This is a genomic window from Amycolatopsis palatopharyngis, from assembly GCF_003385185.1.
GTDB lineage: Bacteria > Actinomycetota > Actinomycetes > Mycobacteriales > Pseudonocardiaceae > Amycolatopsis > Amycolatopsis palatopharyngis.
This window is the reverse complement of sequence record NZ_PQHZ01000079.1, coordinates 1-18,881: the sequence shown is the minus strand read 5'-3', so window position 1 is coordinate 18,881 and position 18,881 is coordinate 1. Positions and strand designations below refer to the sequence as shown.

At 69.3% G+C, this 18,881-nt stretch carries 19 protein-coding genes; 8 read left to right on the top strand and 11 right to left on the bottom strand.

The genetic code is table 11. The features are described 5' to 3' along the window. Positions 1 to 944: HNH endonuclease signature motif containing protein (locus tag D0C15_RS31975; RefSeq protein ID WP_162830335.1), on the top strand; the 944-nt coding region annotated here is incomplete at its 5' end. Here the strand turns inward: D0C15_RS31975 and D0C15_RS31970 are convergent. The 5 genes from D0C15_RS31970 to D0C15_RS31950 form a co-directional block, all read right to left on the bottom strand. Next, positions 901 to 1,464: a dihydrofolate reductase family protein gene (locus D0C15_RS31970; protein WP_116051793.1), complete on the bottom strand. Its 564-nt coding sequence runs from the start codon at positions 1,462 to 1,464 to the stop codon at positions 901 to 903. The genes D0C15_RS31975 and D0C15_RS31970 overlap by 44 nt on opposite strands. A gap of 92 nt (positions 1,465 to 1,556) precedes the next feature. Further along, the gene (locus D0C15_RS31965) at positions 1,557 to 3,005 is read right to left on the bottom strand and encodes a pyridoxal phosphate-dependent decarboxylase family protein (RefSeq protein WP_116051792.1); all 1,449 of its coding nucleotides are present in this window, start codon (positions 3,003 to 3,005) and stop codon (positions 1,557 to 1,559) included. After that, positions 3,002 to 4,339 carry an MFS transporter gene (locus D0C15_RS31960; RefSeq protein ID WP_116051791.1) on the bottom strand — a complete coding sequence of 446 codons (1,338 nt, stop codon included), beginning with the start codon at positions 4,337 to 4,339 and terminating at the stop codon, positions 3,002 to 3,004. Before D0C15_RS31960 ends, D0C15_RS31965 begins: the two co-directional genes overlap by 4 nt. 67 nt (positions 4,340 to 4,406) lie before the next feature. Continuing rightward, on the bottom strand, positions 4,407 to 5,432 hold the full coding sequence (locus tag D0C15_RS31955) for an LLM class F420-dependent oxidoreductase (protein WP_116051790.1): 1,026 nt from the start codon (positions 5,430 to 5,432) through the stop codon (positions 4,407 to 4,409). Positions 5,433 to 5,491: 59 nt separating this feature from the next. Beyond that, positions 5,492 to 6,442, bottom strand: coding sequence for an oxygenase MpaB family protein (locus tag D0C15_RS31950; RefSeq protein WP_162830334.1), 951 nt, complete (start codon positions 6,440 to 6,442; stop codon positions 5,492 to 5,494). A 105-nt stretch (positions 6,443 to 6,547) separates the two neighbouring features. On the opposite strand from D0C15_RS31950, the gene D0C15_RS31945 reads away from it, so the two are divergent. Further along, on the top strand, positions 6,548 to 7,165 hold the full coding sequence (locus tag D0C15_RS31945; RefSeq protein ID WP_116051794.1) for a TetR/AcrR family transcriptional regulator: 618 nt from the start codon (positions 6,548 to 6,550) through the stop codon (positions 7,163 to 7,165). Here the strand turns inward: D0C15_RS31945 and dmpG are convergent. Together dmpG and D0C15_RS31935 are read right to left on the bottom strand one after the other, a co-directional pair. Further along, a complete protein-coding gene (dmpG, locus tag D0C15_RS31940) occupies positions 7,131 to 8,231 on the bottom strand; it encodes a 4-hydroxy-2-oxovalerate aldolase (protein ID WP_116051788.1) in 1,101 nt (366 codons plus the stop codon). The genes D0C15_RS31945 and dmpG overlap by 35 nt on opposite strands. After that, complete coding sequence (locus D0C15_RS31935; protein ID WP_116051787.1) at positions 8,228 to 9,148, bottom strand: acetaldehyde dehydrogenase (acetylating); 921 nt, start codon at positions 9,146 to 9,148, stop codon at positions 8,228 to 8,230. Before D0C15_RS31935 ends, dmpG begins: the two co-directional genes overlap by 4 nt. 72 nt (positions 9,149 to 9,220) lie before the next feature. Here D0C15_RS31935 and D0C15_RS31930 point away from each other — a divergent pair, with 72 nt between their 5' ends. Continuing rightward, the gene (locus D0C15_RS31930) at positions 9,221 to 9,970 is read left to right on the top strand and encodes an IclR family transcriptional regulator (protein ID WP_116051786.1); all 750 of its coding nucleotides are present in this window, start codon (positions 9,221 to 9,223) and stop codon (positions 9,968 to 9,970) included. Positions 9,971 to 10,022: 52 nt separating this feature from the next. On the opposite strand, the gene xylA is transcribed toward D0C15_RS31930, so the two are convergent. Further along, complete coding sequence (gene xylA / locus D0C15_RS31925) at positions 10,023 to 11,213, bottom strand: xylose isomerase (protein WP_116051785.1); 1,191 nt, start codon at positions 11,211 to 11,213, stop codon at positions 10,023 to 10,025. A gap of 105 nt (positions 11,214 to 11,318) precedes the next feature. Here xylA and D0C15_RS31920 point away from each other — a divergent pair, with 105 nt between their 5' ends. Both D0C15_RS31920 and D0C15_RS31915 read left to right on the top strand, forming a co-directional pair. Then, positions 11,319 to 12,542, top strand: a complete 1,224-nt coding sequence (locus tag D0C15_RS31920; protein WP_116051784.1) for an ROK family transcriptional regulator — start codon at positions 11,319 to 11,321, stop codon at positions 12,540 to 12,542. A gap of 79 nt (positions 12,543 to 12,621) precedes the next feature. Continuing rightward, complete coding sequence (locus D0C15_RS31915) at positions 12,622 to 13,026, top strand: TIGR03618 family F420-dependent PPOX class oxidoreductase (RefSeq protein WP_116051783.1); 405 nt, start codon at positions 12,622 to 12,624, stop codon at positions 13,024 to 13,026. Between the two features lie 23 nt (positions 13,027 to 13,049). Here the strand turns inward: D0C15_RS31915 and D0C15_RS31910 are convergent, their stop codons facing one another. Continuing rightward, the gene (locus tag D0C15_RS31910; protein ID WP_116051782.1) at positions 13,050 to 13,757 is read right to left on the bottom strand and encodes an MBL fold metallo-hydrolase; all 708 of its coding nucleotides are present in this window, start codon (positions 13,755 to 13,757) and stop codon (positions 13,050 to 13,052) included. A gap of 329 nt (positions 13,758 to 14,086) precedes the next feature. On the opposite strand from D0C15_RS31910, the gene D0C15_RS31900 reads away from it, so the two are divergent. Both D0C15_RS31900 and D0C15_RS31895 read left to right on the top strand, forming a co-directional pair. Next, positions 14,087 to 14,692: a cation efflux transmembrane domain-containing protein gene (locus tag D0C15_RS31900; protein WP_245976464.1), complete on the top strand. Its 606-nt coding sequence runs from the start codon at positions 14,087 to 14,089 to the stop codon at positions 14,690 to 14,692. 22 nt (positions 14,693 to 14,714) lie between these two features. Further along, complete coding sequence (locus tag D0C15_RS31895) at positions 14,715 to 15,536, top strand: class I SAM-dependent methyltransferase (RefSeq protein WP_116051780.1); 822 nt, start codon at positions 14,715 to 14,717, stop codon at positions 15,534 to 15,536. On the opposite strand, the gene D0C15_RS31890 is transcribed toward D0C15_RS31895, so the two are convergent. Further along, the gene (locus D0C15_RS31890; protein ID WP_116051779.1) at positions 15,486 to 17,636 is read right to left on the bottom strand and encodes an MMPL family transporter; all 2,151 of its coding nucleotides are present in this window, start codon (positions 17,634 to 17,636) and stop codon (positions 15,486 to 15,488) included. The two genes, D0C15_RS31895 and D0C15_RS31890, sit on opposite strands and share 51 nt — an antisense overlap. Before the next feature lie 116 nt (positions 17,637 to 17,752). Between D0C15_RS31890 and D0C15_RS31885 the strand changes: the two genes are divergently transcribed. Then, a complete protein-coding gene (locus tag D0C15_RS31885) occupies positions 17,753 to 18,196 on the top strand; it encodes a MarR family winged helix-turn-helix transcriptional regulator (RefSeq protein ID WP_116051778.1) in 444 nt (147 codons plus the stop codon). Between the two features lie 13 nt (positions 18,197 to 18,209). Here D0C15_RS31885 and D0C15_RS31880 read toward each other — a convergent pair whose 3' ends face one another. Then, positions 18,210 to 18,689 carry a hypothetical protein gene (locus D0C15_RS31880; RefSeq protein WP_116051777.1) on the bottom strand — a complete coding sequence of 160 codons (480 nt, stop codon included), beginning with the start codon at positions 18,687 to 18,689 and terminating at the stop codon, positions 18,210 to 18,212. Positions 18,690 to 18,881: the final 192 nt, after the last annotated feature.

Here is an 18,881-nt window from a genome sequence, read left to right as displayed (position 1 = left end):
GCCAGGTCGACGACCTGCTCGCCGCGAAACTCGCGTCGGGGCGGCTACAGTTCACCGACCCGTATTCCTTGGTCCGCGCGACTCGGCGTTTGGTGGAGAACGTCGACCCCGACGGACAAACCACCCGGGCCCGCAAAGCCCGCGCGGGCCGCAAGGTAGTGCTGTCACCGCAGGACAACGCCATGGCGACCTTGTCGGCGGATCTCCCGGCCGAGCTGGCGGCCTCGGCCTACGCCCGGATCGACGCCATGGCACGACGACTACGCAACAACGGAGACCACCGGACACTGGAACAACTCCGCGCCGACGTGTACGCCGCATTGCTGCTGGGTCAGGACCCCGGAGCCGGAGTACCCCGGGCGGCGGCGGTGGTGTTTCTGCACATGCCCATCACCACCGCCCTGACCATGTCCGACAGCGGCTGCGAACTCGCCGGCTACGGCCCACTCCCAGCGGCCATCGCCCGAGAGATCATGACCAACCCGCACAGCATGATCCGCAAAGTCCTCACCGACCCGGCCTCCGGCGCGGTCCGCGACCTCGGACGCACCCGCCGCAGACCCTCGGCATTCCTGCGGGACTTCGTCACCGCCCGGGACCGCGAATGCGCCGCACCCGGCTGCCACCGCCCCGCACACCGCTGCGACTACGACCACCTCCACGAATGGAGAGAACTCGGGGTCACCGCCGAGCACAACGGCGGCGCCAAATGCGAACGAGACCACTACCGCAAAGACCAACCCCGCTGGACACTCACCCACCACCCCAACAGCGGGACCTCCACCATCACCACACCCACCGGACGCACCTACACCAAAACCATCCAGCCGATCACCGAACCAGCACAGTCCACACCGGACATACCCCGACCACGACAACACGCCCCACACCCAACCCCGGCTAGGGCGCCACGCGGTAGCGGAGGTAGACGACATTCGAGTTGAAGGTGCGGGTGTCGACGAGTTCGAGATCCACCCGGCGCTCGCGCTGAGGAAAGAACGGGACGCCACCGCCAACCAGCACCGGATGGACCTTGGCCCGGTACTCGTCGATCAGACCCAACCCGGCAGCCTCGGCGGCGAGAGTCGCGCCGCCGATCGCGATGTCGCCCTCCCCCGGCTCGGCCCGCAACCGCTCGATCTCCTCCGCGAGACCGCCGGAGGCCAGTCGTGCGTTGCCCTGAACCTCCGACAGCGTGGTGGAGAACACCACCTTGGGTAGCGGCTTCCAGATTCCGGCCCACTCGAGCGTTGAGAAGTCGAGCGACGGATTCTGGTCGACGGTCTCCCAGTACAGCATCGTCTCGTACAGTCGTCGTCCCAACAGGTAGACGCCGACCTCTCGAATCTCGTCCGTGACGAAGCGGAAGACCTCCTCGTCGGGCGCCGTCCAGTTGAACTCGCCGTCAGGGCCCACGATGTAGCCGTCAAGTGAGACGTTCATCGAATAGGTCACGCGTCGCATCAGAAGTCCTCCTCGGGTGACAGTTTCGACAGTTACGACTGCCGGACGCCGCAGAACTCATCGCGACTCGCGGGATCCCTGAGCCGAGGCGCTCAGGCCTCCGGCCGGTAGAGCAGGCCGAGGAACTCCAGCAGCAGCCGCTCCCGCAGTGCGGCGGGGGCGGCCTCCAGTAGCGCGTTGATCTCCGCCATCCGCTCCGGCAGTCCGCCGCCGGCGCCGAGACCCGCACCAGCCAACAAGGTCGCGAACTGCTCTCCGGTCAGCTGCTCCGGATCGAGTTCGGCCAGTAACGCCACCAGTTCGTCGTCGACGGTCACCGGGCCGCGAGAGCGGGCGGCGCCGACAGCGTCGCGCAGATCGTCGAGGAACCGCTGCTCGTTGCCCCGGTTGGCTGCCGTGACCGTGAGGTGCAGGTTCACCGGGGACGCCGCGTGGGCGAACTGCGGCTGCACGTACCAGCCGCGCGTGCGCATCTCGTCGGCCACGGTGAACAGGTCGAAGCCCGCGTCCTCCGCTGCCGTCACGGCCAGCAGTGTGGCGTCCGGGTCGCCGAGAATCCGCAGGCCCGGCACCTGCCCGATACCGTCCCGGATCACCGCGGTCGCCGTGGCCGTGCGTTCGGCCAGGCTGAGATAACCGTCGTCGCCGACATTGCGCAGCACCGCCCATGCCGCGGCGAGCGGACCGCCGGAACGGGTGGACTGCAACGTCGTGTTGAGCATCGTGTAGCCCGGCCAGTCCGCGCTGGCGAAGTACTGGCTGCGGCGCAGGCCCGCGTCGGCGTGCAGCAGTACCGAAACACCCTTCGGGCAGTACGCGTACTTGTGCAGATCCACCGAGATGCTCGTGACGCCCTCGACGCCGAACCCGAAATCCGGCACGCCGGCGCCCAGTCTGCGCAGGTACGGCAACACCCAGCCACCGATGCAGGCGTCGACATGCATCCGGACACCGCGCTGTGCCGCCGCGGCTGCGATCGGGGCGATCGGGTCGACGACACCATGGGCGTAGGACGGCGCGCTCGCCACGACCAGCACGGTGTCGGCATCGATGGCGGCGGCCATGGCCGCGCTGTCGGCGCGGAAGGTGCGCGGGTCGACCGGGACCGTGATCACTCGGACACCGAAGTAGTGGGCGGCCTTGTGGAACGCGGCGTGCGCGGTCGCCGGCAGGACCATGGCGGGACGATCGAGCTCCGGCCTGGAGTTCCGCGCGGCGAGCACCGCGAGCAGACAGGACTCCGTGCCGCCCGAAGTCACCGACCCGACCGTCGAGGGCGTGCCACCGAGCAGCCCGGCCGCGGCTGCCACCAGATCGTTCTCCATCGCGGCCAGGCTGGGGAAAGCCGTGGGGTCGAGCCCATTGGCCGATGCGGCCGAGGCGTGCGCGGCCGCCGCCAGCTCGTCGATCTCGGCGAGCCCGCTGTCGTAGACGTAGGCCAGTGTCCGGCCGCCGTGCGTGGGGAGGTCGGCCGCACGCCGCTGACGGAGTTCGGCGAGCACGGCCGAGGCGTTCTGGCCGTGCTGTGGCAAAGCGGTCATGATCGCCCCTCCAGAACTCGGTTCTCCTGGCCACTGCCCTCCAGCACGCTACGCCGCAGCAACGGCACCCCGAGCAGGATGAGCACCGCGGGGATCGCCGAGAAACCAAGCACGATCGCGGTCACCGCGCTGTCCGGCTGCGTGACCGTGGTCGAGCCCTCCGTCGACACGTAACCGCCGAGCGTGAGGACCAGCCCGAAAAGGCCAGGCCCGAGCGCGAGACCGAGGGTTTCCGCAGCCGTCCAGACACCGGCGGCGACGCCGGCGCGCGTCGCACCGGTTCGCTCCTCCTCGGCCGAGATCAGGTCGGGCAGGATCGCCAGCGGGAACACCTGGATCCCGGCGTAGCCCACACCGGCCATGGCGACGAACACGAACACCATCGGCACGGGCAGGACCCGTGCGCCGATCAGCCCCACCAGTGCGAGCCCGAACACCACCGACGCGACGCGGAAACCGAGCAGCTTGCCACCCCGCTGCCCCAGCCGGTTCCACAGCGGCATCACCAAAAGGGCCGGACCCACGAACCCGGCGAACAACAGCGACTGCATGCCGCTGTCGTCAAGGACGTAGCGCGCCACATAGACCACCCCCGCGAGCAGGGTGCCGATGCCGAGGGCCTGGACGAAGTACACCGCGAGCAACCAGCGGAAAGGCTTCCACGCCCGCATGGTCGCGGCCAGCTCACGCAGCCCCGGTGTCGATCCACGCAACTCCCCGACCGATGCCCCGCGCAGACCGAGGAAGACAGCGATGGTTCCGGCGATCATCAGCCCGGCCACGGCGATACCCATGACCCGGTAACCGGGTACTCCACCGATCGCGTCGGTGATCGCCGGAGCGCCTGCGCCCGAGACCAGGATCGCCAGTGCCAGTACGGCGATCCGCCAACTCGTCAGCCGGGTGCGCTCGTTGTACACGTCGGTGATCTCGGCGGGCAGCGCGTTGTAGGGGACCTGGAAGAAGGCGAACGCGGTGGCGCACAGGAAGAACACCACCACGACATAGGTCGCGTCGCCGGCCACGGAGCCGAGGCCGGGGTGCGCGAACAACGCCGCGAAACAGATCGCGACGCTGATGCCGCCGTACAGCAGGAACCGTCTCCGGCTGCCGTGCCGCAGCCGCGCGGCATCGGAGATGCGCCCGGCGACCGGGTTGAACAGCACGTCCCAGGCCTTCGGGAGCAGCACGATCGCTCCGGCCAGCGCGGCGGGAACGGCCATGGTGTCAGTCAGGTACGGCAGCAGCAGGAGCCCTGGCACCGTGCCGAAAGCACCCGTGACGAAGGAGCCGAAGGAGTAGCCGAGCCGGGTCCGTGCGGTCAGCTGGGCCACGGAATCCTCCTCGTCGGTGCGAGATCGCACATGATCGCGATGAGAGTATCCGGATGCCGCGCGTTGCCTACGACAGCACCTCGGCGACCGCCTGCAAGGTGGCCGCGTCACCGCGCACCAGCAAGGTCGTCACAACGGTCTCCTCCCAGGCGGACAGCTCCTCCCTGATCTTCGCGGCAGGACCGATCAACGAGGTGTCCTCGACGAGGCTGGTGGGGATGGCCGCGACCGCGTCCTCCTTACGGCCCGCGAGGTAGAGCTCCTGCACCGTGTCCGCGACGTCCTCGTAGCCCATCCGCGCGAACACGTCGTGGTGGAAGTTGACCCCCTTCGCGCCCATTCCGCCGATGTAGAGCGCCAGCGACGGTTTGATCAGTGCGGCAGCGTGCTCGACGTCGTCGTGCACGATCACCGGCACCGAGGCGGCGACCTCGAAGTGCTCCGGGGGACCCTGCTGCGGCCTGCGGGCGAAACCCTCGGCGAGCGCCGCGCGGTAGAACGCGTCGCTTTTCGGCGAGAAGAACAACGGCAGCCAGCCGTCACAGATCTCGGCGGCGAGTGCGACGTTCTTCGGTCCCTCGGCGGCGAGATGGATCGGGACGTGCGGCCGCAGCGGATGCACCGTGGACTTCAGCGGCTTGCCCAGCCCAGTACCGCCGGGCAGGGGCAGGGTGAAGAAGTCGCCCTCGTGCGTCACCGGTCGTTCGCGCGCGACGACCTTGCGCACGATGTCCACGTACTCCCGGGTACGCGCCAGCGGCCGGGCGTAGGGCTGGCCGTACCAGCCCTCGACGACCTGCGGGCCGGACGCGCCGAGACCCAGCACGAACCGGCCACCGCTGAGATGGTCCAGGGTCATCGCGGTCATCGCGGTGGCCGTCGGGGTACGCGCCGACATCTGCACGATGTTCGTACCGAGCCGGATCCGGGACGTCGACGCTCCCCACCAGGCCAGCGGGGTGAAGGCGTCCGAGCCGTACCCCTCCGCCGTCCACACCGAGTCGTAGCCGAGTTCCTCGGCCCGCACGATGGCCTCCAGCGCTCCCGCTGGCGGACCGGACGACCAGTAGCCGAGGTGGTAGCCGAGCTTCACGTGGACCTCCTGCGGGACGGCGGATACGGGTGGATCGAACGTAGCTGATCTTGTGCCGGTCAACGAACCCGATCGGCGGGCCGGGCCCCCTGTGGCGAGTAGTGCGTCGGGCTGTCACGCCGGTCCAGCGGCGGCAGATTCCGGGCAGGGGTCTCCACCTGTGGCGCGTCCGGCGCCACCTTCCCGGTCACCCGGCGCCAACCCGCCCTGGCCCTCGGGTGATACCTGCGGTCATGCGGAACGAGGCTGAACCCGGCGTTGATCGCTTTGCCCACCACCCGGTGCGACCAGCGGTCGCGCTCCGACCAGCGGTAGCCGAGCAGATCTCGCACCGGCTGGTCGTACATACCGACGGTGAGCCAGACGAAGCCACGCGCCACGGCGGGACGGACCAGTCGCCACAGGGCGTCGGGCAGCCACGGCGTGGCCGCGGGCTTGGGCAGTTCGCCGATCTTCAGTACGTCCCTGGTCGCCTTGTTGTCCTCCAGCACCTCGGTGCACATCCGATGCCAGTAACGCTGGAAGTCCTCCCAGGTCTCGGGCACGGGACGCATACTCATGTCGTACATCCGGTACCACTGCACATGTTCGTCGAACAGCTGCCTGCGCTGGGCCTCGGTGAGCCCGCCCATGAAGTGCTCCGCGATGCGCAACGTGCTCACGAAGAAAGTCGCGTGCGCCCAGTAGTAGGTGTCGGGGTCGAGCGCGTGGTAGCGCCGCCCCTGCGCGTCCACGCCCTTGATCGTCTCGTGGTAACCCCGGACCTGCAGCGCCGTCCGGTGTGCGCGTGGACCGTCGTAGACCACACCCCCGATCGGGTACAGCGAGCGGAACAGCCGCTGCCAGCGCTCCTCGAAGAACCTCGAGTGCTGCTCCACCCCGGCGCCGAGGCCGGGGTGCATGTTCTGCATCGAGCCTGCCCAGAGTGCGATCAGCAGGCCACGCCAGTCGCCGAAGTACTTCCAGGTGAGCGAGTCGGGACCGAGTGGTACGGGGCCTGTGTCCATCATCGTTCTCCTCAGCACGGCAGGCAAAGTGACTACACCTGTTGTCAGGCTAAGGTTGACAACAGGTGTAGTCAACGAATCCACCACTCGTACTGGAGAATGTCCGTGATGGCCGACACAGCAGGGCGTACGTGGGGCGGCACCACGCTGAGCGATCGCCGGGCCGCCCGCCGCGAGCAGCTGCTGGCCGCCGGGCTCGATCTGCTCGGTACGGGCGGCACCGCGGCGGTGTCCGTACGTGCCGTCTGCCGCAAGGCCAAGCTGACCGAACGCTACTTCTACGAGAATTTCGCCGACCGGGAAGCGCTCGTGCTCGCGGTCTACGAGCAGGTCGGTGCGCAGGCCCACCAGGCACTGGTCGACGCGGTCGCCGCCGCGCCCGCCTCGGCGACCGAACGTGCCGAGGCGGCGGTGACGGCATTCGTCGAGCTGATGCTGGACGATCCCCGCAAGGGCCGGGTGCTGCTGATCGCGCCGCTGACCGACCCCACGCTCAGCAGGCGGGGCGTGGAATTGCTGCCAGCCTTCGCCGCGCTGATCCGGGAGCAGCTGCCGACGAGCGCGGACGAGCTGGACCGCGAGATGACCGCGGTGGGCCTGGTCGGGGCGCTGACCAACCTGTTCGTGGCTCATCTCGAGGGCACGATGACGGTGCCGAGACAGCGGCTGGTGGCGCATTGCGTCCACCTGCTCAGCCGGGCGAGCCTGACACCGCGCCCACGCTGACCTTGGCGTCTGTCCCAGCGGCTCCCGCGGCATCGCGCTCGCGCAGGATCTCCAAGGCGATATCGATGATCATGTCCTCCTGACCGCCGACGTAGCGGGCCTGCCCGACCCGGTAGAGGATCTCGTGCGCGGGCACTCCGTAGCGCTGCTCGGCTCGCTCGGCGTGCAGCAGGAAGCTCGAGTACACCCCGGCGAACCCCTGCACGATCGAGGATCGATCCATCACGGGCAGACGGGTGATGTACGGCTTCACCACGTTCTCCGCCGCCGCCATCAGCACGTCCTTGTCCACGCCCGTGTCGACGCCGAGCCGCTCGAACGTCGCGGCGAGGACCTCGGTCGGCGAGTTGCCCGCTCCCGCGCCGAGCGCGACCAGCGAACCGTCGATCTGCCGGGCGCCCGCCCGCTGGGCCAGTACCGAGTTCGCCACACCGAAGCTCAGGTTCTGGTGCCCGTGATAGCCGACCTCGGCCTGCTCGCCGAACTCGGCGACCAGCGCCGCGATCCGGTCGGCCGCCTCTTCCAGGATCAGCGCGCCCGCGGAGTCGACCACGTAGACGCACTGACAGCCCGCGTCCACCATGATCCGGCCCTGCCGCGCCAGCGCCTCCGGTGTGGACATATGCGACAGCATCAGGAACCCGACCGTCTCGAGGCCGAGGTCGCGGGCCGCCGCGAAATGCTGCACGGACACGTCCGCCTCCGTGCAGTGGGTGGCGATTCGGACCGCTCCCGCACCCAGGTCGGCCGCCGCCCGCAGGTCGGTCACGGTGCCGAGGCCGGGCAGCAGCAGCACCGCGATGCGTGCGCTGCGGGCCTCCTCGACAGCCGCCGCGATCAACCTGCGCTCGTCCACGAGGGAAAAGCCATAGTTGAAGGTGGAACCGCCGAGACCATCGCCGTGCGTCACCTCGATCAGCGAGACGCCCGCGTTGTCCAGTTCCCGTACGGTGTCCCGCACGTTCTGCTCGGTGAACCGATGCGCCATCGCATGGCTACCGTCGCGCAGGGTGGTGTCCACCAGCCGCACCTCGCGGCCGCCTTCGTTCCAGTGCCGGTCGTTCATGAGCCCACCACCTCGCGCGCCAGATTCCGTTCCGCCAGTAACTCCCCCACCCGGGCGGCGGCGGCCGTCATGATGTCCAGGTTTCCCGCATACGGGGGCAGGTGATCACCGTTGCCCTCCACCTCCAGGAACACCGCGACCCTCGCGCGGCCGTTCCAGTCCGGCCGCGGTTCGTCGTACTGCGGCTCCGCCTTGAGCGTGTACCCGGGCACGTACTCCCGGACGTCGGCCACCATCCGCTCGATCGAGGCGGTGATCGCGTCGCGGTCCGCGTCCGGGTCGATCGCACAGAACACCGTGTCCCGCATGATCATCGGCGGCTCGACCGGGTTGATGATGATGATCGCCTTGCCCGCGGCCGCGCCGCCGACCGCCTCGATCCCGCGCGCCGTGGTCTCGGTGAACTCGTCGATGTTCGCCCTGGTACCCGGCCCAGCCGAGCGCGACGACACCGAGGCCACGATCTCCGCGTACGGCACCGGGGTCACCCGGGACACCGCTCGCACGATCGGGATCGTCGCCTGCCCGCCGCAGGTGATCATGTTCAGGTTCGCCGCGTCCAACTGGTCAGGCAGGTTCACCACGGGGCAGGTGAACGGACCGATCGCCGCCGGGGTCAGGTCGACCGCCTGGATCCCGGCCTCGGCGTAGCGCGGCGCGTTCGCCCGGTGCGCCCCGGCCGATGTCGCCTCGAACACGATTTCCGGTGGCTCCTGCTGGGCCAACAGCCAGTCCACCCCGGACGCGGAGGTACGTACGCCCAGTTCGGCAGCCCTGGCCAGCCCTTCGGAAGCCGGATCGACGCCGACCATGTACCGCACGTCCACCAGTTCACTGCGGCGCAGCTTCACCAGCAGGTCGGTGCCGATATTGCCTGGCCCCACGATGGCGGCCGCCACTCGTCGCCGCTGCGTCATGCGGGCTCCCTTCTGCACAGACACGCTTCCATGCACCGCACACTTCCCGGCCGGATGCGGCACACTCAACGCATGTGTGCCGCTGAGCGGAACGATGATGTCTCCACCGCAGCCAGGATCAGCGCCCTGCTGACCGCTTTCCGCCCCGGCGACGACGCGCTCGGGGTGTCCGAACTCGCCCGGCGCACGGCGCTGCCCAAGTCCAGCGTCCACCGGCTCACCGGGCACCTGGTCGCATACGGGCTGCTGGAACGCGCAGGCCCCTCGCTACGCCTCGGCCTGCGGTTGTTCGAGATCGGGCAGCTGGCCACCAGGCAGCGCGGCATCGTCGACGCCGCCCGCCCGTACCTGGCAGACCTCAGGGAGGCCACCCGCAACACCGTGCACCTCGCGGTACTCGAGGGCACCGAGGTCGTCTACCTCGACGTGCTACGCGGGCCCGACGCTCCCCGCCTGCCCTCCCGGATCGGCGGCCGCTTTCCCGCGCACGCCACCGCCGTCGGCAAGGCGATCCTCGCCAACGGACCCCAGGAACGCATACAGGCGGTCATCGACGCGGGACTGCCCCGGCTCAGTCCGCGTACGGTCACCGCCCCCGGCCTGCTCCGCCGTCAGCTCGAGCGGATTCGCGCCGAGGGCATCGCCTACGAGCGTGAGGAGTCCGGGCCGGGGGTGGTGTGCGCCGCCAGTCCGCTACTGGACTCAGTGGGCACGGCCGTGGCGGCCATCTCGATCTCCGGCTGGTCGAACCGGATGCGGACCGACCGCGTCGCACCCGCGGTCCGCACGGCCGCACTCGCCCTGTCCAGAGGGCTTTGCTGAACGAAGCCCAGCCCCCGGCTGTCCACTCCCCGGCCGCTCAGCCGTCGACCGCTCAGCCTGGATGCGGGGCATCGATCAGGTGCTCCAGCGCGAGCTGGGACAACGCGGCGAAGCCGTAACCCCGCTCCGCTGCCGCGTCGGCGTCGAAGTCCTCGAACGAGGATCGGTCGGCCTTGAGGTCCGCCGGCTTCTCGCCGGGCGCGAGTGTCGGCACGGACAGCTCCGGCACACGCGAATAGGCCAGCGCGTCCTGCACCTCGGGGTCCGCCCGGAAGTTTCGTGCCCGCTCCCGCAGCAGCAGATAACTGCGCATATTCGCCTCCGCGCTGGCCCAGACACCGTCGATGTCCTCGGTGCGCAGTGGCTTGTAGTCGAAGTGCCGGGGGCCGTCGTAACCGCCGTGCTCCAGCAGGTCCACCAGGAAGAACGCCGACAGCAGGTCACCGTGGCCGAAGATCAGGTCCTGGTCGTAGCGCGGACCACGCTGACCGTTGAGATCGAGGTGGAACAGCTTTCCCTGCCAGAGCGCCTGCCCGATGCCGTGGACGAAGTTCAGACCGGCCATCTGCTCGTGCCCGACCTCGGGATTGACCCCGACCATGTCGTGGTGTTCGAGGGTCGAGATGAATGCCAGCGCGTGACCGATCGTCGGCAGGAAGATGTCACCACGCGGTTCGTTCGGCTTGGGCTCGAGCGCGAGCCGCAGGTCGTAGCCCTGATCGAGCACGTACTGCGCGAGCGTGTCGATGCCCTCGCGGTAACGGTCGAGCGCGGCGCCGACGTCCTTCGCCGCGTCGGTTTCCGAGCCCTCCCTGCCACCCCACAGAACGTACGTCGAGGCTCCCAGTTCCGCGGCGAGGTCCATATTGCGCATGACCTTGCGCAGGGCGAACCGGCGGATGTCCCGGTCGTTGTTCGTCAATCCGCCGTCCTTGAACACGGGGTGGCCGAACAGGTTCGTCGTGGCCATCGGCACCACGAGGCCGGTCTCGTCGAGCGCGCCGCGGAACCGCGCGATGCGCCGGTCCCGCTCGGCCTCGCCGGACCCGAACGGGATGAGGTCGTCGTCGTGGAACGTGATCCCCCACGCGCCGAGTTCGGCGAGGCGGTGCACGGCCTCGACCGCGTCCAGTGTCGGCCTCGTCGCGTCTCCGAACGGGTCGATCGCCCGCCAGCCCACCGTCCACAGGCCGAAGCTGAACTTGTCCTCACGACTTGGCCTGCGCGTCGATGGATGTCCCACGGTGCCCTCCCGGTGTCCACTAATTAGTTCGATGACTGAACTTATCGGCGGCACCGAGTGTGGGTCAAGAGGTTCGTTCAGGCTCTGAACGTTTACGCTCGGCGAGTGAGCACTTCGCGACCGGCCGCCCCGCCCCCTGCCGGGCAGCACACCGTACGCAGGCACAATTCCGCCCTCGTGCTGGGCGCCATCGCCGACGCTCCCGGCATCTCGAGGGCGTCGATCGCCGGTCGCACCGGCCTCACCAAGGCGACGGTGTCCAGCCTCGTGGAACGGATGCTGGCGGCGGGGCTGGTCACCGACTCGGGTCCGGCACGACGAGCGGGACCCGGCAGGCGCGGTGCGGCACTGTCGCTCTCCGAGACGGGGCCGCACGGACTCGGGGTGGAGATCGGGGTCGACTATCTCGCGACCTGTCTGGTGGACCTGACCGGCAGGATGCGCAGCAGGCTGGTGCGCGAGACGGACAATCGCACCGAACCGACCGGCCGGGTACTGTCGCGCACCGCCAGGGCCGTACGCGACAGCCTGCGGGAGGCGGACACGCTCGGGGTGCGGATCGGTGGCATTGGCATCGCGCTGCCCGGGCTGGTCGAGTCCGGTAGCGGAATGCTGCGCGTCGCTCCCAACCTCGGCTGGCGAGACGTGGATGTTCCTGGTGAACTTCGAGCCAGGCTCGACCTTCCCCCGTTGCCCGTGCTGCCGGGAAATGAGGCGAACTTCGCCGCGCTGGCGGAACTCTGGGCGGGCGGGCATGCCGGGCTGCGCGACTACGTACACGTTTCCGGTGAGATCGGCATCGGCGCCGGGATCGTCGTCGGCGCCGAGCTGTTCGAGGGGGTGCGGGGTTTCGGCGGCGAGATCGGGCACTTCTCCGTGGACGCGGAGGGACCTGCGTGTTCCTGCGGCTCCCGCGGCTGCCTGGAACGGCTGGCCGGTCAGGAAGCGGTGTTGCGGCGTGCGGGCGTACCGGCCGAGGGCAGACCGTCCGAACAGCTGGGTGAGCTCGTCCGCAGGCTGGAGAACGATGACCCCGCCGCCCTCACCGCGACGGCGTCGGCGGGCAGATGGCTCGGCACCGCGCTGTCCGATGTGGTCAATCTGCTCGACGTGCCTGCCGTGGTGCTCGGCGGCGCCTACGCTCGCCTGCACCCCTGGCTCGTCGATGCGCTCACCGCCGAACTGCGGATGCGGGTGATGAGCGCGGGCTTCTCGCCGGTTCGGGTGGTTCGCTCCACCCTCGGGGCGGAGGCCGCGGTGCGCGGCGCCGCGGGATCAGCGGTCAGGGCCATAGTCGCCGACCCGGAGTCCTTCGTCGAGACAGGCTGAGTTCAGCTCGCGCCGTTTGATGGTTCCGGAGATGCTGACCGGCCCGGCGGCCGCACGAGCCTGCTGACAGAATGCGGGCATGACCTCGACCGCAACTGCTGCCACGGACGACCTGCGGGAATTCTGGAGTGAATGGCACCTCTGCACGCTGACCACCCTGCGCTCTGACGGAACCCCGCATGTCGTGCCCGTCGGAGTCACCGTGGACGAGGATTTCGCGGTCGCGCGGGTGATCTGCCGGACGGGCAGCGTCAAGGCTCGCAACGTCCGGGCCGCAGGAGCCGACGGCGCCGTCGTCGCGGTGAGCCAGGTCGATCGGCGTCGCTGGTCTACTTTGGAGGGACGAGCTGTGGTCCGGGAAGACCCGGACTCGGTCCGCGACGCCGAACAGCGCTACGCCCGCCGTTACCAGCGCACGCCACAGCCCAATCCGGAACGGGTGGTCATCGAGATAACCGTCGATCGCAGGCTGGGAATGCGCTGAGCCGGATTCGCCGCTTGGTTCACTCAGGGAAACATCGCGCGCCACTGCTCGATTGAGCCGGGACGGAACACGAAGTTCTCCTGCTTGACCACGTCCAGGGACGCGGACGGTTCGGCAGCGTAGAAGTGCCCCGGGTACACGGTGGGATTGCCGTCGAGCCCGGCCAGCCACCGCAGGCTGCGGTACATCGCGTCCGAGTCCCCGCCAGGGAAGTCCGTGCGGCCGCAGCCCTCGAGAAACAGGGTGTCCCCCGCGACGAGGCGGTCGTCCAGCAGGAAGCACTGACTGCCCGGTGTATGTCCGGGGGTGTGCAGCAGGCGCAGCGGGATCGCCCCGACCTCAAGCAGATCGTCGTGGTCATGGGCGACGAGGTCGGACGCCGAGATCCCGGTGGTCCGCCGCACCCACTCGCTCTCGGCCCGGTTCACATGCACCGGCACCTGCTGCAGGGCCAGCAACTCCGGCACACCTGGCAGTTCGAAACCCATCATCTCGCCCCCGACGTGGTCCGGGTGGTGATGGGTGGCGAGCACACCGGTCAGACGCATCCCGTCCCCGGCCAGGATGTCGAGCAGATCCCCGGCCGCGTAAGCCGGATCCACGATGACCGCCTCACTCGTCTCCCTGTCCCCGATCAGATAGGCGAAGTTGCGCATCTGCGTGGCCACCGGATCACCGACCGCGAAGTCGCGCCCGGACAGCAACTGACGAAAGTACAAGCGATCCGACATGGCCAAGATCCTAGTGCCCACCCCCGAATTGGCACTTCCGACGCCCGAGTTGGCAGATCCAGGGCCCGAGTTGGCAGTTCCGGCGCTCGAGTTGGCAGATCCGGGGCCCGAGTTGGCAGTTCCGGGGCCCGAGTTGGCAGATCCGGGGCCCGAGTTGGCAGTTCCGGGGCCCGAGTTGGCAGTTCCCGGGCGCGAGTTTGGCACCAAGTCCATAGTGGAGGCTCGGCGACCGCCTGATCTACCAGCCGGCGAGGCGGCCTCGATTAGTTCAGCCTATGCTGTACAGTTCCTCTCATGCTGATCTGTGCACATCAGAGCCGGGTGAACCCATGACCGATACGAGCGCCGGACGCCGCCAGCTCACGCGGCGTATCCGCATCCTGGTCGCCCTGACCATCAGCTACAACCTGGTCGAAGCAGCCGTCGCCCTGATCGCCGGTGCCGCGGCTTCGTCCACCGCGCTCATCGGCTTCGGCCTCGACTCGCTGGTCGAAGTCGGCTCCGCGGCGGTCGTTGCCTGGCAGTTCTCCGGGCCCGATCCCGAGGCCCGCGAGCGCACCGCACTCCGGCTCATCGCCCTCTCCTTCTTCGCGCTCGCCGCGTACGTGACCGTGGAATCGGTACGCACGCTCTTCGGCGCGGTCGAGGCACAACCGTCGACGGTCGGTATCGTGCTGGCAGCGCTGTCGGTAGTGATCATGCCGGTCCTCTCGGTGGCGCAACGGCGCACCGGCCGCCGGCTCGGCTCGGTCAGCGCGGTCGCCGACTCCAAGCAGACACTGCTGTGCGCCTATCTCTCGGTCGCGCTGCTCATCGGGCTACTGCTCAACAGCCTGCTCGGCTGGTCCTGGGCCGACCCGATCACCGCGCTGGTGATCGCCACCGTCGCGGTCAAGGAGGGCCGGGAGGCGTGGCGCGGGCATCATTGCTGCTGACACACCACCGGAGGCGAACGACGTGGACGCTATCCAGCACTGGCGAGCTGCCCTGGCCGCCTGGGAGATTCCCCCTGCCGTACTGGCCGAAGCGGAGGACTCACCCTGGGTGCTGCCCCGGCACGTGTTCGTCCGCAGGGCACGCTCTCAGCTCACCCGGCCCGAGGGCGCCTCGTTCGACGCGGCCTGGCAAGCGCTGCGGCCACCCGGCTCCGTCCTCGACGTCGGCGCGGGGGCCGGCGCCGCCAGCCTGCCGCTCGCTCCGAGGTGCACCAGCATCACCGCGGTCGACAGCGATCCCGGTCTGCTCGCGGAGTTCGACCGCCGCGCGGCCGCGACCGGTGTCCCCGCGCGAACCGTGCGCGGCACCTGGCCAGCCGCGAGCGAGGATGTACCCGACGCCGACGTCGTGGTCTGCCACCACGTGCTCTACAACGCGCCGGACCTGCCTGCCTTCGTCGCCGCCCTCACCGCGCGCGCCCGCAGGCTGGTGGTCCTCGACCTCGCCGAGCGGCACCCTCTCACCGCGCTCAACGCACTCTGGCTGCGCTTCCACGGCATCCACCGGCCGGATGGCCCCACCGCCGACGACGCCGTCGCTGCCCTCGGCGAACTCGGCATCGTCGCGGACGTCGCCCGCTGGCAACGCTCCCCCACCACGGAGCATCCGGATTTCGACACGCTGGTCGAGGTCACCCGCCGCAGGCTCTGCCTTCCACGGTCCCGCACCGGCGAGGTCGCCGAAGCCCTCGGCGAAGCAGGACACGGCAGCGGCTCCGTTCCCGACCTCGGCTCATCGGGCAACGGCATCGTCACGCTGACCTGGCCCGGAGCGGCCGGCTGACGCATTCGAGCCACCTCGCCTCGCCAGCGAGGAAGGCCACCACACGCGGTCACCGATCTCGATGGTCAGCGCGGGCACCAGCAACGAACGCACGATCGTCGTGTCCAGCAGTACGCCGAACGCGACGATGAACGCGATCTGCGCCAGGAACAGGATCGGCAGCACAGCGAGAGCCGCGAAGGTCGCCGCGAGCACCACACCCGCCGAGGTGATCACTCCACCGGTGACCGACAACCCGCGTAGCGTGCCGGTCCTGGTTCCCGACCGCACCGCCTCCTCCCGGACCCTGGTCATCAGGAAGATGTTGTAGTCGATGCCCAGTGCCACCAAGAACACGAACGCGAACAACGGCACAGCCGGATCGGCGCCGGGGAAACCGAGCACATGGTTGAACACCAACGCGGACACCCCCATCGTCGCGCCGAACGAGAGCACCACCGTGGCGATCAGCAACAACGGTGCCAGCAGGGCGCGCAACAGCAGGGCGAGTACCAGGAAGATCACCACGAGCACCACGGGGATGATCAGCGCCCGGTCACGTTCGGAAGTCTCCTGTGTGTCGAGCTGGATCGCCGTCCGGCCCCCGACCTTCGCCTCCGCTCCAGGCACCTCGTGTACGGAGTCACGAATCCGCTGCACGGTGGAGATCGCCGCCTCCGAGTCCGCGGGCGCCGTGAGCACGGCCTCGACCAGCACTCGCCCGTTCACGACCTTCGGTGCACCTTCCGGCCCGGTCATCGGCGCGACGCGCGAGACACCCGGCACCCGCGCGGCGCCGAGCACCTGATCCAGTTCCCCCGCATCGGCGATGATGATCGTGGGTGATCCCGCTCCGGCCGGGAAGTGCCTGCCCAGAATCTCCTGACCGGCCACGGAATCCACCGGGGTCAGGAAGACATCGGACTGGGCGGTCCCGCTCGCCTTGAGCTGCGGGACGAACGCGACTCCGAGCAGAAGCACCAGGGTCGTGCCGATCCAGATCAGCCGAGGAGATCGGCCGACCCCGCGGGAGATCCTGCCCCAGATCCCGGAGTTCTCCGGATGCGGCGAACCCAGTCGCGGCTGGAACGGCCAGAACGCCGCCCGGCCGAGCAGGGCGAGCGCGGCAGGCAGGAAGGTCGTGGAGGCCAGGAAAGCGGCGGCGATCCCGATGGCCGCGACGGGGCCGAGTCCCTGGTTCGAGTTCAGATCGCTCAGCAGCAGACACAGCACACCGAGGATGACCGTGCCCGCCGACGCGGCGATCGGCTCGATCGTCGCGCGCCAGGCCCTCCGGATCGCCACCATCCGATCGCCGGTGTCGCGCAACTCCTCCCTGAACCGGGACACCAGCAACAGCGCGTAGTCCGTCGCGGCACCGAACACGAGGATGAACAGGATTCCCTGACTCTGCCCGTTCAGCGCGAGCACATCGCCGTCGGCCAGCAGGTACACGGTCAGGCTCGCGAGGCCGAGCGCGAACACCGCCGAGAGCAGCACCAGCACGGGGAGCACCGGGCTGCGGTACACGACGACGAGGATCAGGGCGACCACGGAACCCGCCACCAGCAGCAACAGCCCATCGATCCCACCGAAGGCCGCCACCAGATCCGCGAGCTGACCCGCGGGGCCGGTGACCAGCACGGTCAGCCCGGCGGGCGCACCGGACAGCGCCTCGCGCACCTGCGTGACGACGTCTGCGGGATTGCCGTCGGCACCGATCGGCACGATGACCTGTACGGCCTGGTCGTCCCGCGGCGAAGGGATCGGCGGTGAGGGCGCGCCTGCCACCCCGGGGATCTCACCGATCCTGGCAGCGGCACCGGCGAGGAACGCCCGGTCCTGCGCGGCGATTCCCGCCGGCCGTTCGGCGACCACGATGGCGGGCACCGTCTGGCTGTCGGCGAACTGCTTCTGCAGCTCGTTGACCTCCGTCGCCTCGGCCGAAGAGGGCAGGAACGCCGCGTTGTCGTTCTCCGCGACCTCACTCAGCTTCCCGGCGAACGGCCCGCCGACCGCGCCGAGCACCAGCCAGCCCACGATCAGCAACGCGGGCAGAATCCAGCGCAGTGCCGGAACCCGTGGGCGGCCTATCCGGTCACTCGAGTCATCGGAGATCATGGAACCGGCGCACCTCGGCTTTCGGAACCGCTGGGACTGGCAGAACTGACGGGCGTGACCCCGTGGCGAATATTATTCAGCATGCTGAAGATAACGCGGTGTGGAGGAGTGTGAGTGTGGACACCGACCCGGCCCCCGGACCGGATGACGACGTCCGGTCGTGGCCGACGGGACGATTGCTCTCGGTGGCCGCCCGCCTGATCGAGGCCCGCTGGGTGGTACTGCTCGAGCAGCTGGACCTCACCCATGCGGGCCTCATCGCATTGCACACCCTCGGCGAGGACGCGCTACCCCAGCGGGTCCTCGCGCATCGATGCAAGGTCACCGACCAGACGATGAGCCGGATCATCGATCGCCTGCACCGGTCCGGGTTCGTCGAGCGCGGCGCGGATCCCGAGGACGGCAGGCGTGTGCGGGTGCGCGCGACCGCGGCGGGACGCGACGTCTACCGGCGCGCGGTCGTGGCGGAGCGCCAGGACCCCGTGGTCCGGGGCGCACTCGGCCACGACGAGGCGTTCCGGGAGAAGCTGCTGGAGATCGTGACCCAGCTGGGACGCTGATCCCTGCCCGGCATCAGCCGGGTTCGGAGTCCGGCGTCGCCGCATGGAAGCGTTCCGGCGTGCCGTCCGGGCGCCTGGTGCGCTCCCGCTCCTTCATCTCCGACTCGAACACGTGCCTGCGCCCGCAGGCCAGCTCGTCGCGCACGCGGCGCTCGTGCTCCCGGAACGGCAGGTAGTAGCCGTCGTCGTACTCCTCCACGACCTGGAACGTCCAGCGGCCCTCGAGCACGTTCCGGCCCACCAGCTCGTGCTCCAACCTGTCGGCGACCTCGCGGTGGCCTGCCGCCCGCAGTTGCTCGATGGCCGAGGCCAGCTGCGCGTCCGCCCTGCCGGTCAGCTGGTGAAAGCCGTAGAGGTGACCCCGGGCCCGCTCGATGGTCTCCAATGCCTCACTCAGCGCCCCAACGGCCCGAACGGTCTCCCCGTCCGTTCCCTCAGGGCGCTGGTGTTCGGGCAATGGCACGTCTTCGGCGGCTCCGCGTAGCTCGCTCATACGCGGCAGATACCCGCAACGGACGTTTTCCAAGCATGGACCGGGACGGGGTGCCCGGCCCATGCTCGGATGGTTATTCGTCGGTGGTGTTTTTGTTGAGGCCGGTGGTGATTTGGTCCATGACGGTGGTGTCGGCGAGGGTGGTGACGTCGCCGATTTCGCGGTTTTCGGCGATGTCGCGGAGGAGTCGGC

Excerpts from the sequence above, each read along its gene's own strand:
- D0C15_RS31970 (WP_116051793.1), bottom strand. The coding sequence starts at position 1,464 with ATGCGACGCGTGACCTATTCGATGAACGTCTCACTTGACGGCTACATC.
- D0C15_RS31965 (WP_116051792.1), bottom strand. The coding sequence starts at position 3,005 with ATGACCGCTTTGCCACAGCACGGCCAGAACGCCTCGGCCGTGCTCGCC.
- D0C15_RS31950 (WP_162830334.1), bottom strand. The coding sequence starts at position 6,442 with ATGATGGACACAGGCCCCGTACCACTCGGTCCCGACTCGCTCACCTGG.
- D0C15_RS31945 (WP_116051794.1), top strand. The coding sequence starts at position 6,548 with ATGGCCGACACAGCAGGGCGTACGTGGGGCGGCACCACGCTGAGCGAT.
- dmpG (WP_116051788.1), bottom strand. The coding sequence starts at position 8,231 with ATGAACGACCGGCACTGGAACGAAGGCGGCCGCGAGGTGCGGCTGGTG.
- D0C15_RS31935 (WP_116051787.1), bottom strand. The coding sequence starts at position 9,148 with ATGACGCAGCGGCGACGAGTGGCGGCCGCCATCGTGGGGCCAGGCAAT.
- D0C15_RS31930 (WP_116051786.1), top strand. The coding sequence starts at position 9,221 with ATGTGTGCCGCTGAGCGGAACGATGATGTCTCCACCGCAGCCAGGATC.
- D0C15_RS31915 (WP_116051783.1), top strand. The coding sequence starts at position 12,622 with ATGACCTCGACCGCAACTGCTGCCACGGACGACCTGCGGGAATTCTGG.
- D0C15_RS31910 (WP_116051782.1), bottom strand. The coding sequence starts at position 13,757 with ATGTCGGATCGCTTGTACTTTCGTCAGTTGCTGTCCGGGCGCGACTTC.
- D0C15_RS31900 (WP_245976464.1), top strand. The coding sequence starts at position 14,087 with ATGACCGATACGAGCGCCGGACGCCGCCAGCTCACGCGGCGTATCCGC.
- D0C15_RS31890 (WP_116051779.1), bottom strand. The coding sequence starts at position 17,636 with ATGATCTCCGATGACTCGAGTGACCGGATAGGCCGCCCACGGGTTCCG.
- D0C15_RS31880 (WP_116051777.1), bottom strand. The coding sequence starts at position 18,689 with ATGAGCGAGCTACGCGGAGCCGCCGAAGACGTGCCATTGCCCGAACAC.